Here is a 17,951-nt window from a genome sequence, read left to right as displayed (position 1 = left end):
TTTCCTATGAAGCACTTTGTCGCCTGTCTGCTTATGCTGCTGTTGCTGGTTATGGGCAAATACAACCGCTACCGGCAACCGCCACTCTCTCTGGCCCGTGAGGGCGCGGGCCCCGCCGCTGCCCGGCCGGCCGGGCGTACCCCGCAGGCCCGCACTGCCGCAGTGGCGCCCCGGGTAGCTGCTTTGGTGGCCCGCTAGGTCGGCTTCCGCTCCCTTCTTCCTGTTCTGCCTTTCTTTTTAATTCATGCAACAACTGATGTACGTTCTGCGGCTGGGTCTGCTGACTGGCTTGTGTCTGGTAGGGGAGTGCGCCGTGCCCGGGCGGGCCCAGGCCTGCACGCCACTCCGCCCCGAAGTGCCGGAATCGGCCACTGGGGGCACCATGCCCCCGGCTTCGCGCCGCCGCCACGGCCGCCTCCGCCGCGCCGCCAATCCCGCCGCCGGCACCGGCCGCGACTATTTCCGGCCCCGTCGCCTGCCCAGCCAGCGCCGGCCCGATTCCTTCGGCAGCCGGGCCCGGAGCTGGTGGGCCAGCCACCGCCCGCTCTAGCAACCCCGGATCGTAAAGTAAAATACTCCCCTGTTGCGGGCAGGCCCACCCGTAGCGGATCTGCCCGCAACGGGGGAGTATTTCAGGGGGCAAGCCGGGGCAACCTGGCTTAGCGCAGTTCCCAGACCAGCGCAGTGTAGGCGGGCACGCGGGCCGTGTGCAGATCGGGTATGGCAGCGTCCGTCAGCACATCGTGGGCGGTGGTGAAGCCGCGCAGGCGCTCAGCGAAGCGCTGCAGCGGAACGGTTTTCTCAGCCGCGTTGCAGTTGAGCATCACCAGCACGCTGTGGCCCTGCTGGTCGTGGCGGAAGTAGGTGTACACGCCGTCCTCGGGCACGAAGTGGGTGAGCTGGCCGGTGTGCAGCACGGGGTGGGTTTTGCGGTAGGTGGCCAGCCGGCGCACGTACTCGTGCACGTCCTGCTCGGCCGGGGTGCGGCCGGCGGCCGAAAAGGCGTTGTGCTGGTCGCCGGGGAAGCCGCCGGGGAAGTCGGAGCGCAGCAGGCCATCGGGGCGGCTGAAGTTTTTCATCAGTACCTCGGTGCCGTAGTAGAGCTGCGGAATGCCCCGCTCGGTGAGCAGCCAGGCCAGAGCCATTTTCTGCTTGCGCACGTCCTCGCCCAGCACCGAAAATACCCGGTCCACATCGTGGTTATCCAGGAAAATCACGTTGCGGCTGGCGTCCTCGTACATCCAGTCGCCCTGCACGGCGTAGTAGAGCTTGGCCACGCCCTCGGCAAAGCCGGCGGGTTTGGTGAGGCTTTCCAGCAGGGCCTGGCGCAGAATAAAATCAATGGCCCCGGGCAGGTTGCTCTTGAAGCCGTTCACCGGCGGAAACACGTTGCGCGTCCAGAACGCCTGCTGGGCCACGCCCTCGGCCTCCTGCATCCAGGTTTCCCCAAACATGCCCAGCCTGGGGTACTCATCGAGGATAGCCTTGCCCCAGTTCATGAGAAAGGTCGGGTCGGAGTAGGTGTAGGTATCCACGCGGTAGCCATCCACGCCGGTGTATTCTATCCACCACAGGAAATTCTGAATCAGGTACGTAGCCACCAGCGGGTTTTCCTGGGCCGGGTCGGGCATGGTGGTGTCGAACATGGTGGTGCTGAACAGCCGGCGGTCCAGGGCCGATACGTGCGGGTCGTTCACGGTACCGTTGCGGTAGTTGCCCCGCGTGAAGGTGGGCCACTGGTGAAACCAATCCTTGGCCGGCTGATCGAGCCAGAGGTAGTGGCCGCTGCCGATGTGGTTGAGCACCACGTCGTGAATCACCTTCAGGTCCTGCTGGTGGGCGCGGTTTACAAAGCGCACGTAGTCCTCGTTGGAGCCGTAGTGCGGGTCCACCTGGTAATAATCGGTGAGGGCGTAGCCGTGGTAGCCGGCCTTGGGCATATTGTTGTCCACCACCGGGGTGGGCCAGATGGCCGTGACGCCCAGCTCCTTCAGGTAGTCGAAGTGCTGCTCAATGCCGCGCAGGTCGCCGCCGTGACGGGCATACATCGAGTCGCGGGCCACGCCGGGGGCGCGGTTGCCCTTTATCACGTCGTTGGTCGGATCGCCATTGGCAAACCGGTCGGGCATGAGCAGGTACACGAAGTCGGCGCTGCTGATGCCCTGCACCTTGGTCGGGTCCTGGGGCGTGGTGCGGGCCCGCAGCTCGTAGGGGTAGGTAAATTTCTGCTGGCCGGTAAAAGTCAGCTGCAGCCGGCCGGGCCGGGCGTCCGGCGAAATCGTGAGGTTGATGAGCAGGTAGTTGGGGCTCTCCAGCCGCTGAAACCCGTCGAGCGTAACGCCCGGGTAGGCTTTCAGGGAGGCCGTGCTGGCAGCCAGGCCGGGGCCGTGCACCAGCAGCTGCAGCCTGGGGTTTTTCATGCCCACCCACCAGAAGGTGGGGTCGATGCGCTGGATGGGGGTGGGGCGGGCCGCCGCCGAGGGCCGGGCGCTGCCGGCCAGTAGCAGCAGGGCCAGCAGGAAAAAACGAAATACCATAACGGGGAAAAACGGGGCGGCCCGAGCGGCCACCGGGTGGGAAGAACAGAAGGCTTCCCGCCGCGGCTGGCTGGGGGGCTTGACCACGGCGGTAAGCAAATCTCGGTGGTGGCAGCCGGCCCCTCGCCCCACTTTGCCAGGCAGCGCCGTTTGTACTGGTTGTGTTAGTTAATTTGCTAATAATAAGTGTTTTAGCGTCTTTATAAAGTGGTGCGCCTTTCGCAAAGTGGCACGTTGGGCCCGGGTGCTACTCCTCCCGCAGGCCGGTGAAGAAGGCGCTGGGGGTTTGGTCGGTGTGCTTTTTGAAGGCACGGTTGAAGGCCGTTTTGGAGTTGAAGCCTACCTCCAGGGCCAGGGCCAGCAAGGTGTACTGCCGGGCCTGGGGCGAAGTCATCAGCTGCTTTACTTCCTCCACGCGGTGGGCGTTGATGAAGTCGAAGAAGTTCAGCCCGAAGCCCTCGTTGATAATCCGGGACAGCACGTGCGGGGGCAGTTGCAGCTCGGCCGCCAGCTCGGGTAGCGTGAGGCTGGGGTTGAGGTAGGGCTTGTGGGCGCGCATGTAAGCGGCCACCGTGGCCTGGGCAGTAGCCAGGTCGATAGCCGCCGGAACGCGGGCCGGGCGCGGGGTTGCCGGCACCGGCCGGGGTGCGGGTGGCCGGTCGGCGGCCGGTGGGGGAGTGGCAGGCGAGGGCGGGGCCGGGCAGTCGGCGGCGGGGGGCACCTCGGCCGGCCCGGTGGGCCGGGTTTCGGCGGCCGGTACCAGTCGGAAAATCTCGGGCTGGTGCAGCACCACGTAACCCAGGAAGTAAGGCAGCGTGGAAAACACCAGCCAGATCAGGGCCTGGCTGCGGGCGGCCAGGGTGTACACGTCGAACGGCACCCAGCGGCTGGCCAGCACCACCCCAAACAGGAAGGCCCACAACCCCAGGCACACGGCCTGAATGCCCAGCACCGTGGACAGGTAGCGCAGGTTCTGGGCGTACGATACGCTGGCCTCGTACTGCCGGGTGTAGGCCCGGATGGCCCGGCGGCAGGCCAGCCAGTAGGCGCCGTTGGTGAGCAGTGCCACCAGCCCGGTAAGCAGCAGCACGGCCCGCAGCCCCGCGTCGTGGCTCACCAGGCGCAGCTGAAACTCGTAGCTGTCGAGCAGAAAATAGGGCAGGTACACCAGCGCCTGCCCAACGGCGGGCAGCCACGGCCGCCACGGCTGCCACCACTGCTGCCGCGCCGGCCCCTCGTTGAACAGCAGCCGGCGGATGTAACCGTAGAACAGCGGCCCGTACAGAAACCAGACGAAATCGGGGAGCAGCGTGAGTTGGGCGTAGGCGTTGGCCACCGCGCGGTAGCTGCTGAGCACCGTGAGCAGCGTGCCCCCGGCCCCCAGCGCCAGCAGGGCCAGCAGCCAGCGGTTGGCCGCCCGGTTGGCCTGCTGAATACTGGGAATGGCCACCAGCAGCAACGCGGCCTGGAAGCACGAAAACAACAGTAGCAGGTCGTAAAGCGAGTAAAACTGGAACGTGCCGGAGAGGTCTTCCCAACTCAGCACCCGGATTTCCACGTCGCCGGCCCGGGCCTGCTGGCGCGTTACCGTTCGGTTGGCCCGCACCTGCCCGTGCCCGCTGCCCTCAATGGCGACCCAGCTACCCCGCGACACTTTGTACTCGAAGCCAGGCAGGCTGGTGCGCAGCGTGAGCCCGTACAGCCCGTTGGCCTGCCGCCGGAACCGGTAGCGGGCATCGGCCGGCTGCCAGTGGTTGAACGAGCCTACCAGATACACCGCCGCATCGGCGGGCGTGTTGGTAGGCAGGCTGGTGATGACGAAGTGGTACGCTACCGGCTTCCGGGTTGAATCGACCTGGGGCGCAGCGGCCCGCCCGGGCCAGGGCAGCCAGGTGAGCAGCACGAGAAGCAGCGAAAAACCAAGAAACGGACGAGCAGACACGGCAGACGAATAGACGAAAGCCGTAAAGTAACGGGGAAAGCGCGGGGGTACCGCCGCCCCGTCCTGGCACCCGGTCGCGCCCGCCGCTCCAGATTCTGGAGTGCGCTCCAGCCGGTGGACAAGTGGGCGTGGGGCTGCGGGATTAAGTGGTTATTAATTAAGGATTTGAAAATAAAAAAAGGGGCTGGCACTGACTTGGCAACGAGGCCGGCATGCGCCAAACCTCTACGACTTCTTCTGATTCTGACCTGCTGACCGGGCTGCTGGGGCGACTGGGCTTCGCGGCCCGGCCCGACGGTGAGCTGCAGCTGCGCGGCATCCGCAACCCCGATGGCTCTTTGCGCTGGGTGTGGCCGGCGCGGGAGCGGCAGCCGCTGTTCCTGGCTTTCTACAACGCCACCACTTGGAAAGCCCGCTTGTTCAGCCAGGCCGTGCGGCTGGCCTTTGCCTGCCGCCTGCAGGGGTTGCTGTTTCCGGTGCTGCCCGGCCGCTACCAGGCCGAATCCCGGCCCGGCTGGCTGCCCGGCTCGTTTGCCTTGTTCACCGGCACGCCCGGCCCCAACCGCAAAGCCGTGTGCTGCGCCCCCGATGCCCAGGGCTGCCGCGTATTCGCCAAGCTGGCGCTGGGCCCTGAGGCCGAAGCCAGAATAGCCCGCGAGGCCGCCGTGCTGGCCCGCCCCCGGCCGGCCGCGTTGCGGGCTGTGCCGCTGCCCCAGCTGCTGGCCAGCGCCCCCGGCCTGCTGGTGCAGACCGATGTGCAGCCCGCCCGCGCCACCCGCAGCGCCTCGCTGGAGCTGCCCCACCGCACTTACCTGTGCGCCACGGCCGCTGCCGCCCGCCGCCTGCCCCTGGCCGCCACCGAGTTCTGGCACACCGTGCACCATCAGGTAGCCGATTTGCTCAACCTGCCCGATACCCGCCTGCCCGTGGGGTTGCGCCGCCAGCTGGCCACGCTGCTCGCCGGCCTCAGCCCCCAGCAGCAGCTGGGCTTCGGCTTCGCCCACGGCGACTTCACGCCCTGGAACTGCTGGGTAGCCCCCGGCCCCGACGAGGCCACCCCCGGCCACCTGGCCCTCTACGACCTGGAGTTTGCCACCGAGCAGGCCCCGGTGCTCTACGACCTGTTCCACTTTCAGGTGCAGCAGGGGCTGCTGGTGGAGCGGCTGGCCCCGGCCCTCATCCGCGACCAGGCGCTGGCCCTGGCCGCCCAGCTCGACCCCGGTCTGGCCCCGGCGGAAGTGCGGCTGGCCTGGCACCTGTACCTGCTGCACCAGGTGAGCAGCGGCCTGCTGCTCTACCACGCCCAGCCCGAGTGGCACACCCAGGTGCAGTGGCTGCTGGCCGGCTGGCACGGCCTCGTGAACCTGGAGCTGGCCCCCACCGAGCCCCACCGCCGGCTGGTGCTGGCCGAGCTGCTCGACGCGCTGCCCGGCCGGGGGGGGGTAGTGCTGAAGCTGCGCGCCGCCGACGCCTACGAGCTGCGCCCCACCTCCGACGTGGACGCGCTGCTGCCCCGGGCCGCCGCCCGGGCCACCGCCCGGTTCCTGCGCCGCCACCCGCTGGTGCGCGCCGCCACCGTGCGCCCCCAGGCCCACATGCTGTCGGTAGACTGCCACCTGCACGACGACACGTTTCTGTCGGTTGATCTGCTGCACGAGGTAGAGCGCAAAACCCTGCGGCTGCTGCCGGCCCCGGCCGTGCTGGCCGGGGCGCGCACCGTGGCCCCCGGCGTGCCGGTGCCTTCCCTAGCCCACGATTTCGCCTACACCTGGCTATTTTACTGGCTGAATGGCAGCTCCGTCCCCGCCGGCCACCTCTGGCACTTCGAGCAGCAGCCCGCCGCGGAGCAGCGCGCTTTGCTCGACAATCTGCGCCGCGACTATGGCCTCTCGTTTGGCTCCCTGGCCGAGGCCGCCGAGTTTGATGCCGCGCTGCTGCCGGCGCTGCAGCGGGCCGTGCAGCGGCAGCCCGGCAACGGGTGGCTGCTGCGCGGGCGGCGGGCCCTGGCCTACGGCTGGCACACGCTGGCCTCGCACTTCCGGCCCCAGGGCATGCTCATCACCTTCAGCGGGGTGGACGGGGCCGGCAAATCGACGGTGATTGAGCACGTGCGGCATGGGCTGGAAAAGCAGTGGCGCAAGCGGGTGGTGGTGATTCGGCACCGGCCCTCGGTGCTGCCCATTCTCAGCGCCTGGAAGTACGGCAAGGCCGGGGCCGAGCAGCGCGCCGTGCAGAGCCTGCCCCGCCAAGGCCGGAACCAGAGCCAGCTGTCCTCGCTGGTGCGCTTCGCCTATTACTACCTCGATTACGTGGTGGGGCAGGCCGTGGTGTGGCTGCAGCACACCCGCCGGGGCCACATCGTGCTCTACGACCGGTACTACTTCGACTTCATCAACGACAGCCGCCGCAGCAACCTGCGCCTGCCCGAGGGGCTCACCCGCTCTTTGTACCGCTTCGTGCACAAGCCCCGGCTCAACTTCTTCCTCTACGCCGATGCGGCCGAGATTCTGCGCCGCAAGCAGGAAATGCCCGCCGCCGACATCACCCTGCTCACCCGCAAATACCAGGACCTGTTCCGGCAGCTGGGCAGCCGCTACCGCCACTCGCGCTACATCCCCATCCGCAACCACGACCTGGACGCGACGCTATCCACCATCAGCACCTATATCCGGCAGGAAATTCAATGAGACAGTTATTCACGCGGTTGGTGCGCCTCCGCAACCCCGATTTTTCCATCCACCCGGCCGTGGGGCTGAGCGGGGTGGCCGGCTTTGGCTGGCGCACGGCCCGGGCGTTGCTGCGCGGGCAGCTGCTGTGGCTGCGCGGCCGCAACCCCCACGGGGCCATGCTGGGCCGCGGCGTGCGGTTTGAGTACCTGGGCAGCATCCGGTTTGGCCAGTGGCTGAAGGTGGGCGAGCAGGTGCGGTTCAGCGGCCTTTCTACCGGGGGCCTGCAGCTGGGCCACCACGTCAGCATCGGGGCCTTCAGCCAGGTAATTGTGTCCACCTCCCTGCAGGCACCGGGCCAGTACATCTTCATCGGCAACCGGGTGGGCATCGGGGAGTTTGCCTACCTGGGCGGCGGCGGCGGGCTGCGCATCGACGATGACTGCATCATCGGCCAGTACTTCAGCTGCCACCCCGAAAACCACGTGCACGCCGACGTGCAGACGGCCATCCGGCTGCAGGGCACCACCCAGCGGGGCATCCACATCGGGGCTGGCTGCTGGATTGGCAGCAAGGTTACAGTGCTCGACGGGGTGAGCATCGGGGCGGGCTGCGTGGTGGCCGCCGGGGCGGTGGTCACCCGCTCCTTGCCCGACAACTGCGTGGCCGCCGGCGTGCCGGCCCGCGTCATCAGCTCCCGGGTGGCCCGCCCGGTGCGCGCCGCTCACCTTCAGCCCGAACCCGCCTAAATGGAAACACGTGTACTCATTACGGCCTACGCCGTGAACCCCTACAAAGGCTCGGAGGATGCCACCGGCTGGAACTTCCTGCTGCAGGCCGCCCGCCACCAGCAGGTAGTGGCCGTCACGCGCCGCAACAACCGCCCCGATATCGAGCGGTACCTGCGGGCTCACCCCGAGCTGGCCGCCCAGGCCGCCCGCATCGAGTTCCGCTACTTCGATTTGCCGGCCTGGTGCCGGTGGTGGAAGAAGGGGCCGCTGCTGTCGGTGCTCTACTTTTATATGTGGCAGCTGAGTCTGGGGTTGTGGCTGTGCTGGCGCCGCCCGGCCGTGGATGTGGTGCACAGCCTCAACTTCCACAGCGACTGGACGCCCTCGTTTCTGTGGCTGCTGGGCCGGCCGCTGGTGTGGGGGCCGGTGGGCCACCACCCGGCCATTCCCCGCAACCACCTCACCCGCCACGGCCGCCGCGCTTACCTGCGCGACCGGCTGCTCTGGACGATGAAGCGCGGCTTCTGGCGCTTCGACCCGTTTCTGCAACTCACGCGCCGCCGCGCCGGCCACGTGCTCTGCGTAAACTCCACGGTGGCCCCGGTGCTGGGCCTCAGCGGCCGGCAGGCCTCTTTGGTGCCCGCCGTGGCCGTGGAGCTGCCCCGCCTGACCCCGGCCCCGGCCACCCCGGCCGACGAGTTTGTGGTGATGATTGCCGGCCGCATGGTACCGCTGAAGGGCTTTGACATGGTGATTACCGCCTTCGCCCGCTTCTACCACGCCCTCAGCCCGCAGGAGCAAAGCCGCTGCCGGCTGCAGCTCATCGGGAGCGGGCCCGAGGAGGCGCGGCTGCACCAGCTGCTGCGGCGCCACGGCCTGGAGCACTGCGCCCGGCACCAGGCCTGGCTGCCGCGCGAGCAGGTGCTGGCCAGCTACGCCCAGGCATCGGTGTTCTTCTTTCCCTCGCACGAAGGCGCGGGCATGGTGGTGCCCGAGGCCCTGAGCTACGGCGTGCCGGTGCTGTGCTACGCCAACGCCGGCCCCGGCGAGCTGGTGCCCCCGGCCTCGGGCCTGAAGGTGTGCTACGGCTCCTTCACCCGCAACGCCGACGAGTTTGCCGCCCGCCTCACCGCCCTGCTGCGCAACCCTGAATTACGCGCTGCCGAGGCCACCCTGGCCCGCCGCCACGTAGCCGCTCACCACACCTGGAACCGCCGCGGCGAGCAGCTGCGGGCCATTTACACCCACGTTCTTGCCTCATGAGCCACATCATTGCCGTTCATTTGCTTAACGACCGGAGCGGCAGCCCGCTGGTGCTGCGCCAGGCCCTGGCTGCCCTGCACCAGGCCGGCCACCACCTGGAGCTGCTCACGGCCACGCCCGGCCCGGCCGGCCACCTCAGCCACCTGCCCGGGGTGTGCACCCACGCCTTGCCCTACCAATGGTCGGCCAGCGCGTGGCGCACGCTGCTGCGCTTTGGCTGGGTGCAGCTGGTGGTGTTCTGGAAGGTGCTGCGGCTGGCCCGGCCCGGCTCGGTGGTGTACGTGAATTCGCTGCTGCCCTTCGGCGCGGCGCTGGCCGGCCGGTGCCGGGGGGCGCGGGTGGTGTACCACGTGCACGAGGTGTCCATCCGGCCCGCGCTGCTTAGGCGGCTGCTGTGCGCGGTGGTGAACCGCACGGCCCACGAGGCCATGTTCGTGTCGGAGTACGTGCGGGAAACGCTGAAGCTGCGGGTGCGCCGGCAGCGGGTTATCTACAACGCCCTGAGTCCGGCCTTTGTGCGGCAGGCCGCCCAGGCACCGCCGGCCACTGCCCCGTTCACAGTGCTCATGGCCTGCTCGCTGAAGGACTACAAGGGCGTGCCCGAGTTCTATGCCTTGGCGGCCGCCTTGCCCGATATGCGCTTTGATCTGGTGCTGAACGCCGATACGCCCACCGTGCAGGCCTACCGGCTCGCGCACCCGGCCCCGGCCAACCTCGCGCTGTTTTCCACCACCGGCAACATGCACCCCTTCTACCAGCGGGCGGCCGTGGTGCTCAACCTCTCCCGCCCCGATGAGTGGGTGGAAACCTTCGGGATGACGGTGCTGGAAGCGCTGAGCTACGGCCGCCCCGTGGTGGTGCCCCCGGTGGGCGGCGTAGCCGAGGTGAACGTGGTGGGCCAGACGGGTTTCGCCCTCGATGGCCGGGAGCTGCCCCGGCTGGTGCAGGCCCTGGAGCTACTGCGCCGCCACCCCAGTACCTACGCCCGCCTGGCCGCCGCCGCCCGGCAGCGCGCCGCCGCCTTCGCCCCCGAAGCCTTTGCCTTTCAGGTACAGCAGTGCTTCGCCGCTCCCGAAGCTCCAGCGCAGATTCCAGTGGTGTACGCCGCCTCCCAGGCCGCCTGAACGGTGTAGAGACGCAAGATTTTGCGTCTCGCCGTTGAACGGCCGGCCCTGAATCCAAAATATCAGCAACGATTAGACGCAAAATATTGCATCTCTACACCGTTCAGGCGGCTCCTAAACAACCAACATCAGCAACGATTAGACGCCCAGTACTGCGTCTCCGGGCCGGCCCATCGGCACCATTCTTCCCATCCTCGCATCACTACCTCCCAATCCATGAAATCACAGAAAGTAGCCGTTATCGGCACGGTGGGGCTGCCGGCCTGCTACGGCGGCTTCGAAACCCTCACGGCCTACCTGGTGAAATACCTGCACGCCGAGCACGAACTGACCGTGTACTGCAGCGGCAAGAAATATCCTAAGGAGCAGCGCCAGACGCACTACCAGGGCGCCCGCCTGCGCTACCTGCCGCTGGAGGCCAACGGCTTCCAGAGCATCCTCTACGACTGCCTCTCCATTCTGCACGCGCTGTTCTTTGCCGATGTGCTGCTGATTCTGGGCGTTTCCGGCGGGATTCTGCTGCCCTTCGTAAAGCTGTTCACCCGCAAGCGCATCATCATTTCCATTGATGGTATTGAGTGGCGGCGGGCCAAGTGGAGCAAGCCCGCCAAGTGGTACCTGCGCTTTGCCGAGTACCTGGCCGTGCGCTTCAGCCACGCCGATATTTCCGACAACGACGCCATCCAGAACTACACGGCCCGCGCCTACAGCACCCGCAGCCGCGTGATTGAGTACGGCGGCGACCATGCCCAGCCCCAGCCCAGCACCCCGGCCCACTGCCAGCAGTACCCGTTCCTGCAGGAGCCCTACGCCTTCAAGGTGTGCCGCATCGAGCCCGAAAACAACGTGGAGCTTATTCTGAGCGTGTTTGCCGAGCTGCCCGCGTATCCCTTCGTGCTGGTGGGCAACTGGAACAACAGCGAGTTTGGCCGCCAGCTGCGGGCCCGTTACCAGGGCTTCGACCACCTGCACCTGCTCGACCCCATCTACGACCAGACCACCCTGGATGTGCTACGCAGCAACTGCTACGTGTACGTGCACGGCCACAGTGCCGGCGGCACCAACCCCTCGCTGGTGGAGGCCATGCACCTGGGCCTGCCCGTGCTGGCTTTTCACGTATCCTTCAACAAAGCCACCACCGAGCACAAAGCCCGCTACTTCGGCAGCGCCGAGGAGCTGCGCGCCCACCTCACCGGCACTCCCCGGGAGGCCTGGCAGGCCCTGGCCCGCAACATGCGCGAAATTGCTCACCGTCGTTACCGTTGGGAAGTAGTGGCCCGCAAATACAGCTACCTCATTCAGAAAGTATGCTCTGCGCTGCCCAGCTCCAATCTGGCTCCGCGCCTCAGCCAACTCGGCCCCCAGGAGCTACTGCAGCACCAGCTGGCTCATTACCAAGTGCTCATTCCGTTCTACGAGGAAGAATACCCTCAGATACACTAGTCTGCCTAATCAACTAAAGGGTATAATCTCAATTTGGATTTGATTTTTCTAATATGGGAAGATAAATAGGTTGCGAATTATTTTGTACAAACCAAACTTGATATTGATCAATAAATAAGCGTTTATTCGAATCAATATGGGAAAAAGATAAATGAGGATTTCGTGTTTGGAATAGGCCTCAGGCTGGTTTTTTGCGCGTTCATGCAACCCAGATCTATCTTTGTACGCTATGGTACGAGCTTGATGGGCATTGGGGTTCTTTTTTAGGTACCATTTTTTATTCGCGGAACTGAAGTGTAATATTTCTAAGTATAGGGCTACTATTCCTACCAGCGAATATACCTGGCCGCTGGTCAATTGCATATGCGGCTGCTGCGGCTGCCGCTCGTGCCCGCTGCTACGGGCTTCCACCGGATTTCGGTTCACGCTGCTCTCTACTGTGCCTACCTGGCTAGTAGAGGCCGGCTGAACTATTTGAGCCTACTACTTCCCGCCGATGAATTCACCACTACCCTTTTCCATTGTGATAGTAGAAGATGACCCGTGGTACGGGCAACTACTGCAGTATCACTTGTCGCTGAACCCCGATTATCAGGTTGCACTCTACACCTCCGGTCAGGAGCTGTTGCGGCACTTGAGTACGCCACCTGATGTAGTAACGATTGATTTTGGGTTACCGGACATGGAAGGCCGGGAATTGCTGCGCCGCATCCGGGAGCAGCAGCCGGAGCTTCCCATCATTGTAATCAGTGCCCAAAGCAAAATTACCACGGCCGTGGAGCTGCTGCGCATGGGGGCCACCGATTACCTGGTGAAGGACGAGTACACGAAGGACCTGCTCTGGAACGCGGTGCTCAAAATCCGCGAAACTACCCACCTGCGCCAGCAGGTGCGGCAGCTGCAAACTCAGCTTCAGGAAAAAAACGACTTCCAGCGCCTGCTCAAGGGCAATAGCCCGGCCATGCAGCGCACTTTCCACCTGATGGAACGAGCTGCCCAGACGCCGGTAAACGTATCCATCACGGGTGAGACGGGTACGGGCAAGGAGTTGGTGGCCAAGGCAGTGCACCTGAACTCGGAGCGCAGTAAAAAGCCCTTTGTAGCAGTAAATATGGCCGCCATTCCCTCAGAACTGTTGGAAAGCGAACTGTTCGGGCACGAAAAGGGCGCTTTTACGGGAGCCATTAGCCGCAAAATCGGCAAGTTTGAGGAAGCCAATGGCGGCACTCTGTTTATGGATGAGATAGGGGAACTGAGCCTGCCCCTGCAAGCCAAGCTACTGCGGGTGTTGCAGGAGCGGGAGCTGCAACGGGTAGGTGGCAATGAGCGCATTAAGCTGAATGTGCGTCTGATTACGGCTACCCACAAGAACCTGGCGGATGAAGTCAAATCAAAGGCGTTTCGGGAAGACTTATACTACCGCGTGATTGGCCTGCCCATTGAGTTGCCGCCCCTGCGCGAGCGGGGCTCCGATATTCTGTTTCTGGCCCAGCACTTTTTGCAGGAGTTTAGCCAGGAGCAGGGGCGGCCTGTCCCAACTCTGTCGGAAGCGGTGCAGACCCGGTTGCTGGCCCACGCGTATCCTGGCAATGTGCGGGAGCTGAAAACTATTATGGAGCTGGCCGCGGCCCTCTGTAATGGGCAGGAAATTCAGCCCCGCGACCTGCTGTTCACGCCCGCTACCAGCGGTACCGACCTGGGCCTGCTCTCTGAGCAGCGCACCCTGCGCGAATACAGCCGCTACATCATCCGTCACCACCTCGACAAATACGACCACAACGTGCCGCTGGTGGCCCGCAAGCTCGACATTGGCAAGTCTACCATTTACAAAATGGTGCAGGACGGTGAGCTGTAACCTTGAAAATGTGAACCTATCGATTCTACTTTTTCCCGCTGTATAACTATGGTATCATTTCTGGACTCTCCCCAGTTGCAGGCCGAGATAGATTGGTTACGGGCCCAGGTACAACACCTGGAGGAGCAGCAACAGCAGCTTCAGCACGCGCTACGGGCCAGTGAGGAGCGGTTTGAGAACGTAGCCGGGCAGGTGCCGGTGGTGCTCTACCAGTGGCGCGAAAACTTCGACGGATCCTTTTTCTTCAAGTACGTAAGCCCCCAGCTCTACAACATATTCGGCATTCAGCTGAACGAAGCGGATCAGTTAAGTGAATTCGTGCATCCCGAAGACCAGGAACAGTGGCGGGCTTCGGTGCGCAAATCCATCCAAACGGGCACTCCCTGGCAGTTTGAGGGCCGCTTGGTGGTGCCCGGCCAGCCGATACGCTGGTGGCGGGGCTCCTCGGTGCTCTCACGCCAGGATGACCAGGGGCTGGTGTACACCGGCATTATGGAGGACATCACCCAACTGAAGAAAACCAGTCTGGAGTTGGTCACCACTGAAGAGCGGTGGCGGCAAACCTTTAATCTGATTGGGGACGGGTTTTGGGAATATCACTACCAAACGGAAAGCATGGTTTTTTCGGCCGCGTACCGCCAGATGCTGGGCTACTCAGAACAGGAATTTCCCAATGACTACGCGGCCTGGGCCGCCCGCATTCACCCCGAAGATCTGCAGCTGGTGCACCACGCCTGGCAGCAGCAACTGCTGGGGCATACTACCCTGCTCAACATTGAGCACCGCCTGCGGTGTCACGATAACAGCTACAAGTGGGTGCTGTGCCGCGGAGCCGTCACCCGGCTCACTACCGAGGGAATGCCCCTGATTTTTTCGGGTATTATCACCGATATTACCCGGCGCAAAACAACGGAGGCGGAGCTGGCTTTTTCCTCTCTGCGCCTGCGCAACGTGATTGCCAACCTCAACGACGCAATTCTGCTGGTGGATGAGCACGCGCGGGTGCTGCTCACTAACGAGGAGTTCTGCCAGCTGAACCAGCTGCCCTGCTCCCCCGATGAGCTCATCGGTATGGATCTGTCCTCGTGCCTGGAGATGTCGCCAGTGGTTAGGGCGCACCCCATGCCGGTAGGCACCTGTCTGCGGGACCTGTTCCGCACGCGCTGGCAGGGCACCGAAACACTGCATTTGCCCAATGAACGGGTGTTTCAGCGCCGCTCCCAGCCTATCTACCACCACCACGAAAACATCGGCCACCTCTGGACTTTCCAGGATATTACTCAGCAGGAGAAGGACGAGTACATGCTGAAGCGGCGTGAGCAGAAGTACCAGACCATCATTGAGAATATGAGTCTGGGCCTGGTAGAAGTAGATTTAGAGGATCGGGTCCGCTACGTGAATGATAGCTTCTGCGAAATTATCGGCTATGAGGAGGAGGAAATGCTGGACCATTCCATCTTCTCCCTGATTTGCTCAACGAATGATGACGACTTGCTGAAGCGTAAGCAGATCGAGCGTCTGCAAGGCATTTCAGACGTATATGAGGCGCAGGTACGAACCAAAAACGGAGTTCTGAAATGGATGCTCATCGGGGGAGCACCGCTCTACGACGAAGCCAGTACCGTGATAGGCACTACGGGCATCTTCATGGATATTACTCACCAGAAACTACTGGAAACCAACCTGCGCGAGGCCAAAAAGCAGGCTGAGGAATCCTCGAAAGCCAAGGCCCAGTTTCTGGCCAATATGAGCCACGAAATCCGCACGCCCATGAACGCCATTCTGGGGATGAGTCAGCTGCTGGCCAAGACGCCTCTGTCCAAAACCCAGGACAACTATCTGAATGCCATCAGTACCTCGGCCGAAAACCTGCTGGTCATCATCAACGACGTGCTGGACTTATCAAAGATTGATGCTGGCAAGCTTACGTTGGAGCACATCGGCTTCAGTACGCAGGCCCTGTGTCAGCAGATTGAGAAAACCCTGCAGTACAAAGCCGAGGAAAAAGGCCTCAACTTGGTCACGTGGGTGAAAGCCGGCATTCCCGACGTGCTCATCGGTGACCCGTACCGCATTACGCAGGTATTGTTAAACCTGGCTGGCAACGCCGTCAAATTCACGGAAAAGGGGCAGGTAACAGTGAGCTGTGAGCTGGTGGACTTCACGGCGCAGGAAGCCGCAGTGGAGTTTACCGTGAGTGATACGGGCATCGGCATCACGCCGGAATACCTGAGCCGGATTTTCAGCGCCTTCAGTCAGGAGGATTCGTCCGTGACGCGCAAGTTTGGGGGGTCGGGACTGGGGCTGAGTATCTGTCGCCGGCTGGTGGGCCTGATGGGAGGGGAGCTGCGCATCGAAAGCGAGAAAAATCACGGCACCGTTATCAGCTTTACCCTGCGTCTACCCATTGGCTCCGCTGCCGATATGCCCTGCAAAGCGGTGTCGTTTGGTACCAAAGCCATTCAGGCCGGCATTCGGGGGCGGCGTGTGCTGCTGGTGGAGGATAACGACTTCAACCGCCTGCTGGCCAAGTCGTTTTTGATGCAGGCCAGCGTGGACGTGACGGAGGCCGAAAACGGAGCAGTGGCCGTGGAGTTGATCCGGCAAGCCGCCGTGCCCTTCGACCTGATTCTGATGGATGTGCAGATGCCGGTGATGAACGGTCTGGAAACTACCGAGTTTTTACGTCTGGAGCTGGAGGTGACTACCCCCATTGTGGCTCTCACGGCTAACGCCATTCGGGGCGAGCAGCAAAAATGCCTTACGGCCGGCATGAATGATTACCTGGCCAAACCCTTTCAGGAACAGGACCTGCTCAAGATGGTGTATAACTGGACTGCGCGCCCCCAGCAGCAGGAGGAGCAGCGTCCGGAAAAGCTTTATGACCTGGCCCTGCTCCACGAAACAGCCCGGGGCGACCAGCAATTTATTGATTTCATGCTGGCAACCTTCCTGGAGAGTAGCACGGCCATCCTGCAGGAGCTGCACAGTGCCCTGGCCGACGGTAGCCTACCCCGCTTGCAGGCGGGAGCGCACAAAATCAAGCCGAGTTTGATGCACTTACACATGGGAGCCGTGCTGGAGCCCGTGGAGCACCTGGAAAAATATCCTGGTCCCTTTGAGGTTGCCGTCTTGCAGCCCCTGCTCACTGTCATCGACTCCAACCTGCGCCAGGTAATGCACCAGATTGAGCGGGACGTGAAGCAGACCAAGCGCCGCAGTACCGTAGCGTGATGACGGGGCAATTGTAACGTCCGATGAAAACGGCAGCTCGGCTTTCAGGACGCTCTCACCTGCCCCGTCATCATCGGCGGCTACTTCCGGTGGGGAGGGGTGGGGCTCCGGCCGGTGCCGTGAGCAGGTGCTGCGGTAGCCGTTTCTTTCTAGGTTTCTGCTGGGAGCATTAGCCGGGGTGGGCACGCTCACTCCTGAGCCGGCAGCACCAGCACCGGCACAGAGCTGCGGCGGATGATATCGGCCGTGACGCTACGGTGAAACAGCTGCCCCAGAAAGCTGCGGCGACGGGCAATGAGTACTACCAGATCATACTCGGGAGCGAGCTGCAAAATGCCTTCGGCGGGCTGCTCGGCTGTAACCGTACGCGTGTGCACGGTGGATAGGTCGGCAGTCAGGCCGGTGCGCAGCACGGCGTCCAAGGCGGCTGTATCGGCTTCCGGCGTTTCCTGGGGTACCACGCGCAACAGCGTCAGTTCAGCGCGGAGGGCGTTGAGCAGGCGGCGGGCAGTGCCGGCAAACTGGCCCAGGGTAAACTCCTCGCCATCGGTGGCCAGCAGCACGCGGCGCGGTAAGGCGGAATTGCGTACCGTATGCGGCACCACCAGCATGGGGTAGGGGGCCGTGCGCAGAATATCCAGCGAAGTGGTAGTGACCAGCTCATCGGGCGTGCTGGTTAAGTCGGGGCGTCCCAGCACCACCAGGGCAGGGTGGTGGCGGCTCACGGCATCGGCCACGGCAAAGGCTACGCGCCCGTGCCCTACCTCCGCCACCACCGGTACCGATAAGTCGCGGGCTAGGCTGCTCAGGGCCAGGTGAATGGCTTCGCGGCTGAGGTTGGAGAGCTGCCCGGTAAACATTTCCGGGTCCAGCACGGAGTCGCGGCGCACATGCAACAGCACCAGGCGGGCCTCTAAGGGGGCAGCCAGATTGGTAGCGTAGTTCAGGGCCGCATCGGCCGCCTGAAAAAAATCGGTGAGGATGAGTAGGGAGGTAGCCATAGCCTAAGGTCGGAAATGGCGGGGTGCAGCGCAAGGGAATGATGGTAGCTGCGGCGAAACCGGGTAGCGCGGTGGCGTGCTCCGCCTGCGGAAGGGCATTTCGGCGAGGAAGGGATATTTTTCGGGCGGCTTCCGGCGTAGGTTTTTACCTTTGC

The 17,951-nt window shown here is 63.8% G+C and carries 12 protein-coding genes; 9 read left to right on the top strand and 3 right to left on the bottom strand.

All coding sequences use genetic code 11. The features are described 5' to 3' along the window. Positions 1–6: 6 nt before the first annotated feature. Entirely contained in the window at positions 7–198 is a 192-nt protein-coding gene (locus ACN19L_RS06600; protein WP_426492739.1) for a hypothetical protein, read from the top strand. Between the two features lie 46 nt (positions 199–244). Beyond that, positions 245–550 carry a hypothetical protein gene (locus ACN19L_RS06595; RefSeq protein WP_426492738.1) on the top strand — a complete coding sequence of 102 codons (306 nt, stop codon included), beginning with the start codon at positions 245–247 and terminating at the stop codon, positions 548–550. Positions 551–659: 109 nt separating this feature from the next. Here ACN19L_RS06595 and ACN19L_RS06590 read toward each other — a convergent pair whose 3' ends face one another. Together ACN19L_RS06590 and ACN19L_RS06585 are read right to left on the bottom strand one after the other, a co-directional pair. Further along, positions 660–2,537 (bottom strand): alpha-amylase family glycosyl hydrolase, encoded by a 1,878-nt coding sequence (locus ACN19L_RS06590; RefSeq protein ID WP_426492737.1) that lies wholly within the window; start codon positions 2,535–2,537, stop codon positions 660–662. Positions 2,538–2,784: 247 nt separating this feature from the next. Beyond that, positions 2,785–4,479: a helix-turn-helix domain-containing protein gene (locus tag ACN19L_RS06585; protein WP_426492736.1), complete on the bottom strand. Its 1,695-nt coding sequence runs from the start codon at positions 4,477–4,479 to the stop codon at positions 2,785–2,787. Positions 4,480–4,691: 212 nt separating this feature from the next. Between ACN19L_RS06585 and ACN19L_RS06580 the strand changes: the two genes are divergently transcribed. The 7 genes from ACN19L_RS06580 to ACN19L_RS06550 all read left to right on the top strand — a co-directional run bounded on the left by ACN19L_RS06580 (position 4,692) and on the right by ACN19L_RS06550 (position 16,795). Beyond that, complete coding sequence (locus tag ACN19L_RS06580; protein WP_426492735.1) at positions 4,692–7,166, top strand: hypothetical protein; 2,475 nt, start codon at positions 4,692–4,694, stop codon at positions 7,164–7,166. Further along, positions 7,163–7,894: an acyltransferase gene (locus ACN19L_RS06575; protein WP_426492734.1), complete on the top strand. Its 732-nt coding sequence runs from the start codon at positions 7,163–7,165 to the stop codon at positions 7,892–7,894. The genes ACN19L_RS06580 and ACN19L_RS06575 overlap by 4 nt, the downstream gene beginning before the upstream one ends. After that, a complete protein-coding gene (locus ACN19L_RS06570; RefSeq protein WP_426492733.1) occupies positions 7,895–9,139 on the top strand; it encodes a glycosyltransferase family 4 protein in 1,245 nt (414 codons plus the stop codon). Continuing rightward, on the top strand, positions 9,136–10,263 hold the full coding sequence (locus ACN19L_RS06565; protein ID WP_426492732.1) for a glycosyltransferase: 1,128 nt from the start codon (positions 9,136–9,138) through the stop codon (positions 10,261–10,263). The genes ACN19L_RS06570 and ACN19L_RS06565 overlap by 4 nt, the downstream gene beginning before the upstream one ends. Positions 10,264–10,479: 216 nt before the next feature. Beyond that, entirely contained in the window at positions 10,480–11,706 is a 1,227-nt protein-coding gene (locus ACN19L_RS06560; RefSeq protein ID WP_426492731.1) for a DUF1972 domain-containing protein, read from the top strand. Positions 11,707–12,202: 496 nt separating this feature from the next. After that, positions 12,203–13,561, top strand: a complete 1,359-nt coding sequence (locus tag ACN19L_RS06555) for a sigma-54-dependent transcriptional regulator (protein WP_426492730.1) — start codon at positions 12,203–12,205, stop codon at positions 13,559–13,561. 48 nt (positions 13,562–13,609) lie between these two features. After that, complete coding sequence (locus ACN19L_RS06550) at positions 13,610–16,795, top strand: PAS domain S-box protein (protein WP_426492729.1); 3,186 nt, start codon at positions 13,610–13,612, stop codon at positions 16,793–16,795. A gap of 188 nt (positions 16,796–16,983) precedes the next feature. Here the strand turns inward: ACN19L_RS06550 and ACN19L_RS06545 are convergent, their stop codons facing one another. Further along, complete coding sequence (locus ACN19L_RS06545) at positions 16,984–17,796, bottom strand: universal stress protein (protein WP_426492728.1); 813 nt, start codon at positions 17,794–17,796, stop codon at positions 16,984–16,986. Positions 17,797–17,951 lie beyond the last annotated feature (155 nt).

Origin of the sequence: Hymenobacter sp. 102, from assembly GCF_049949205.1 — a bacterium.
Taxonomy (GTDB): domain Bacteria; phylum Bacteroidota; class Bacteroidia; order Cytophagales; family Hymenobacteraceae; genus Hymenobacter.
This window is presented reverse-complemented; position numbering and strand designations above follow the sequence as displayed.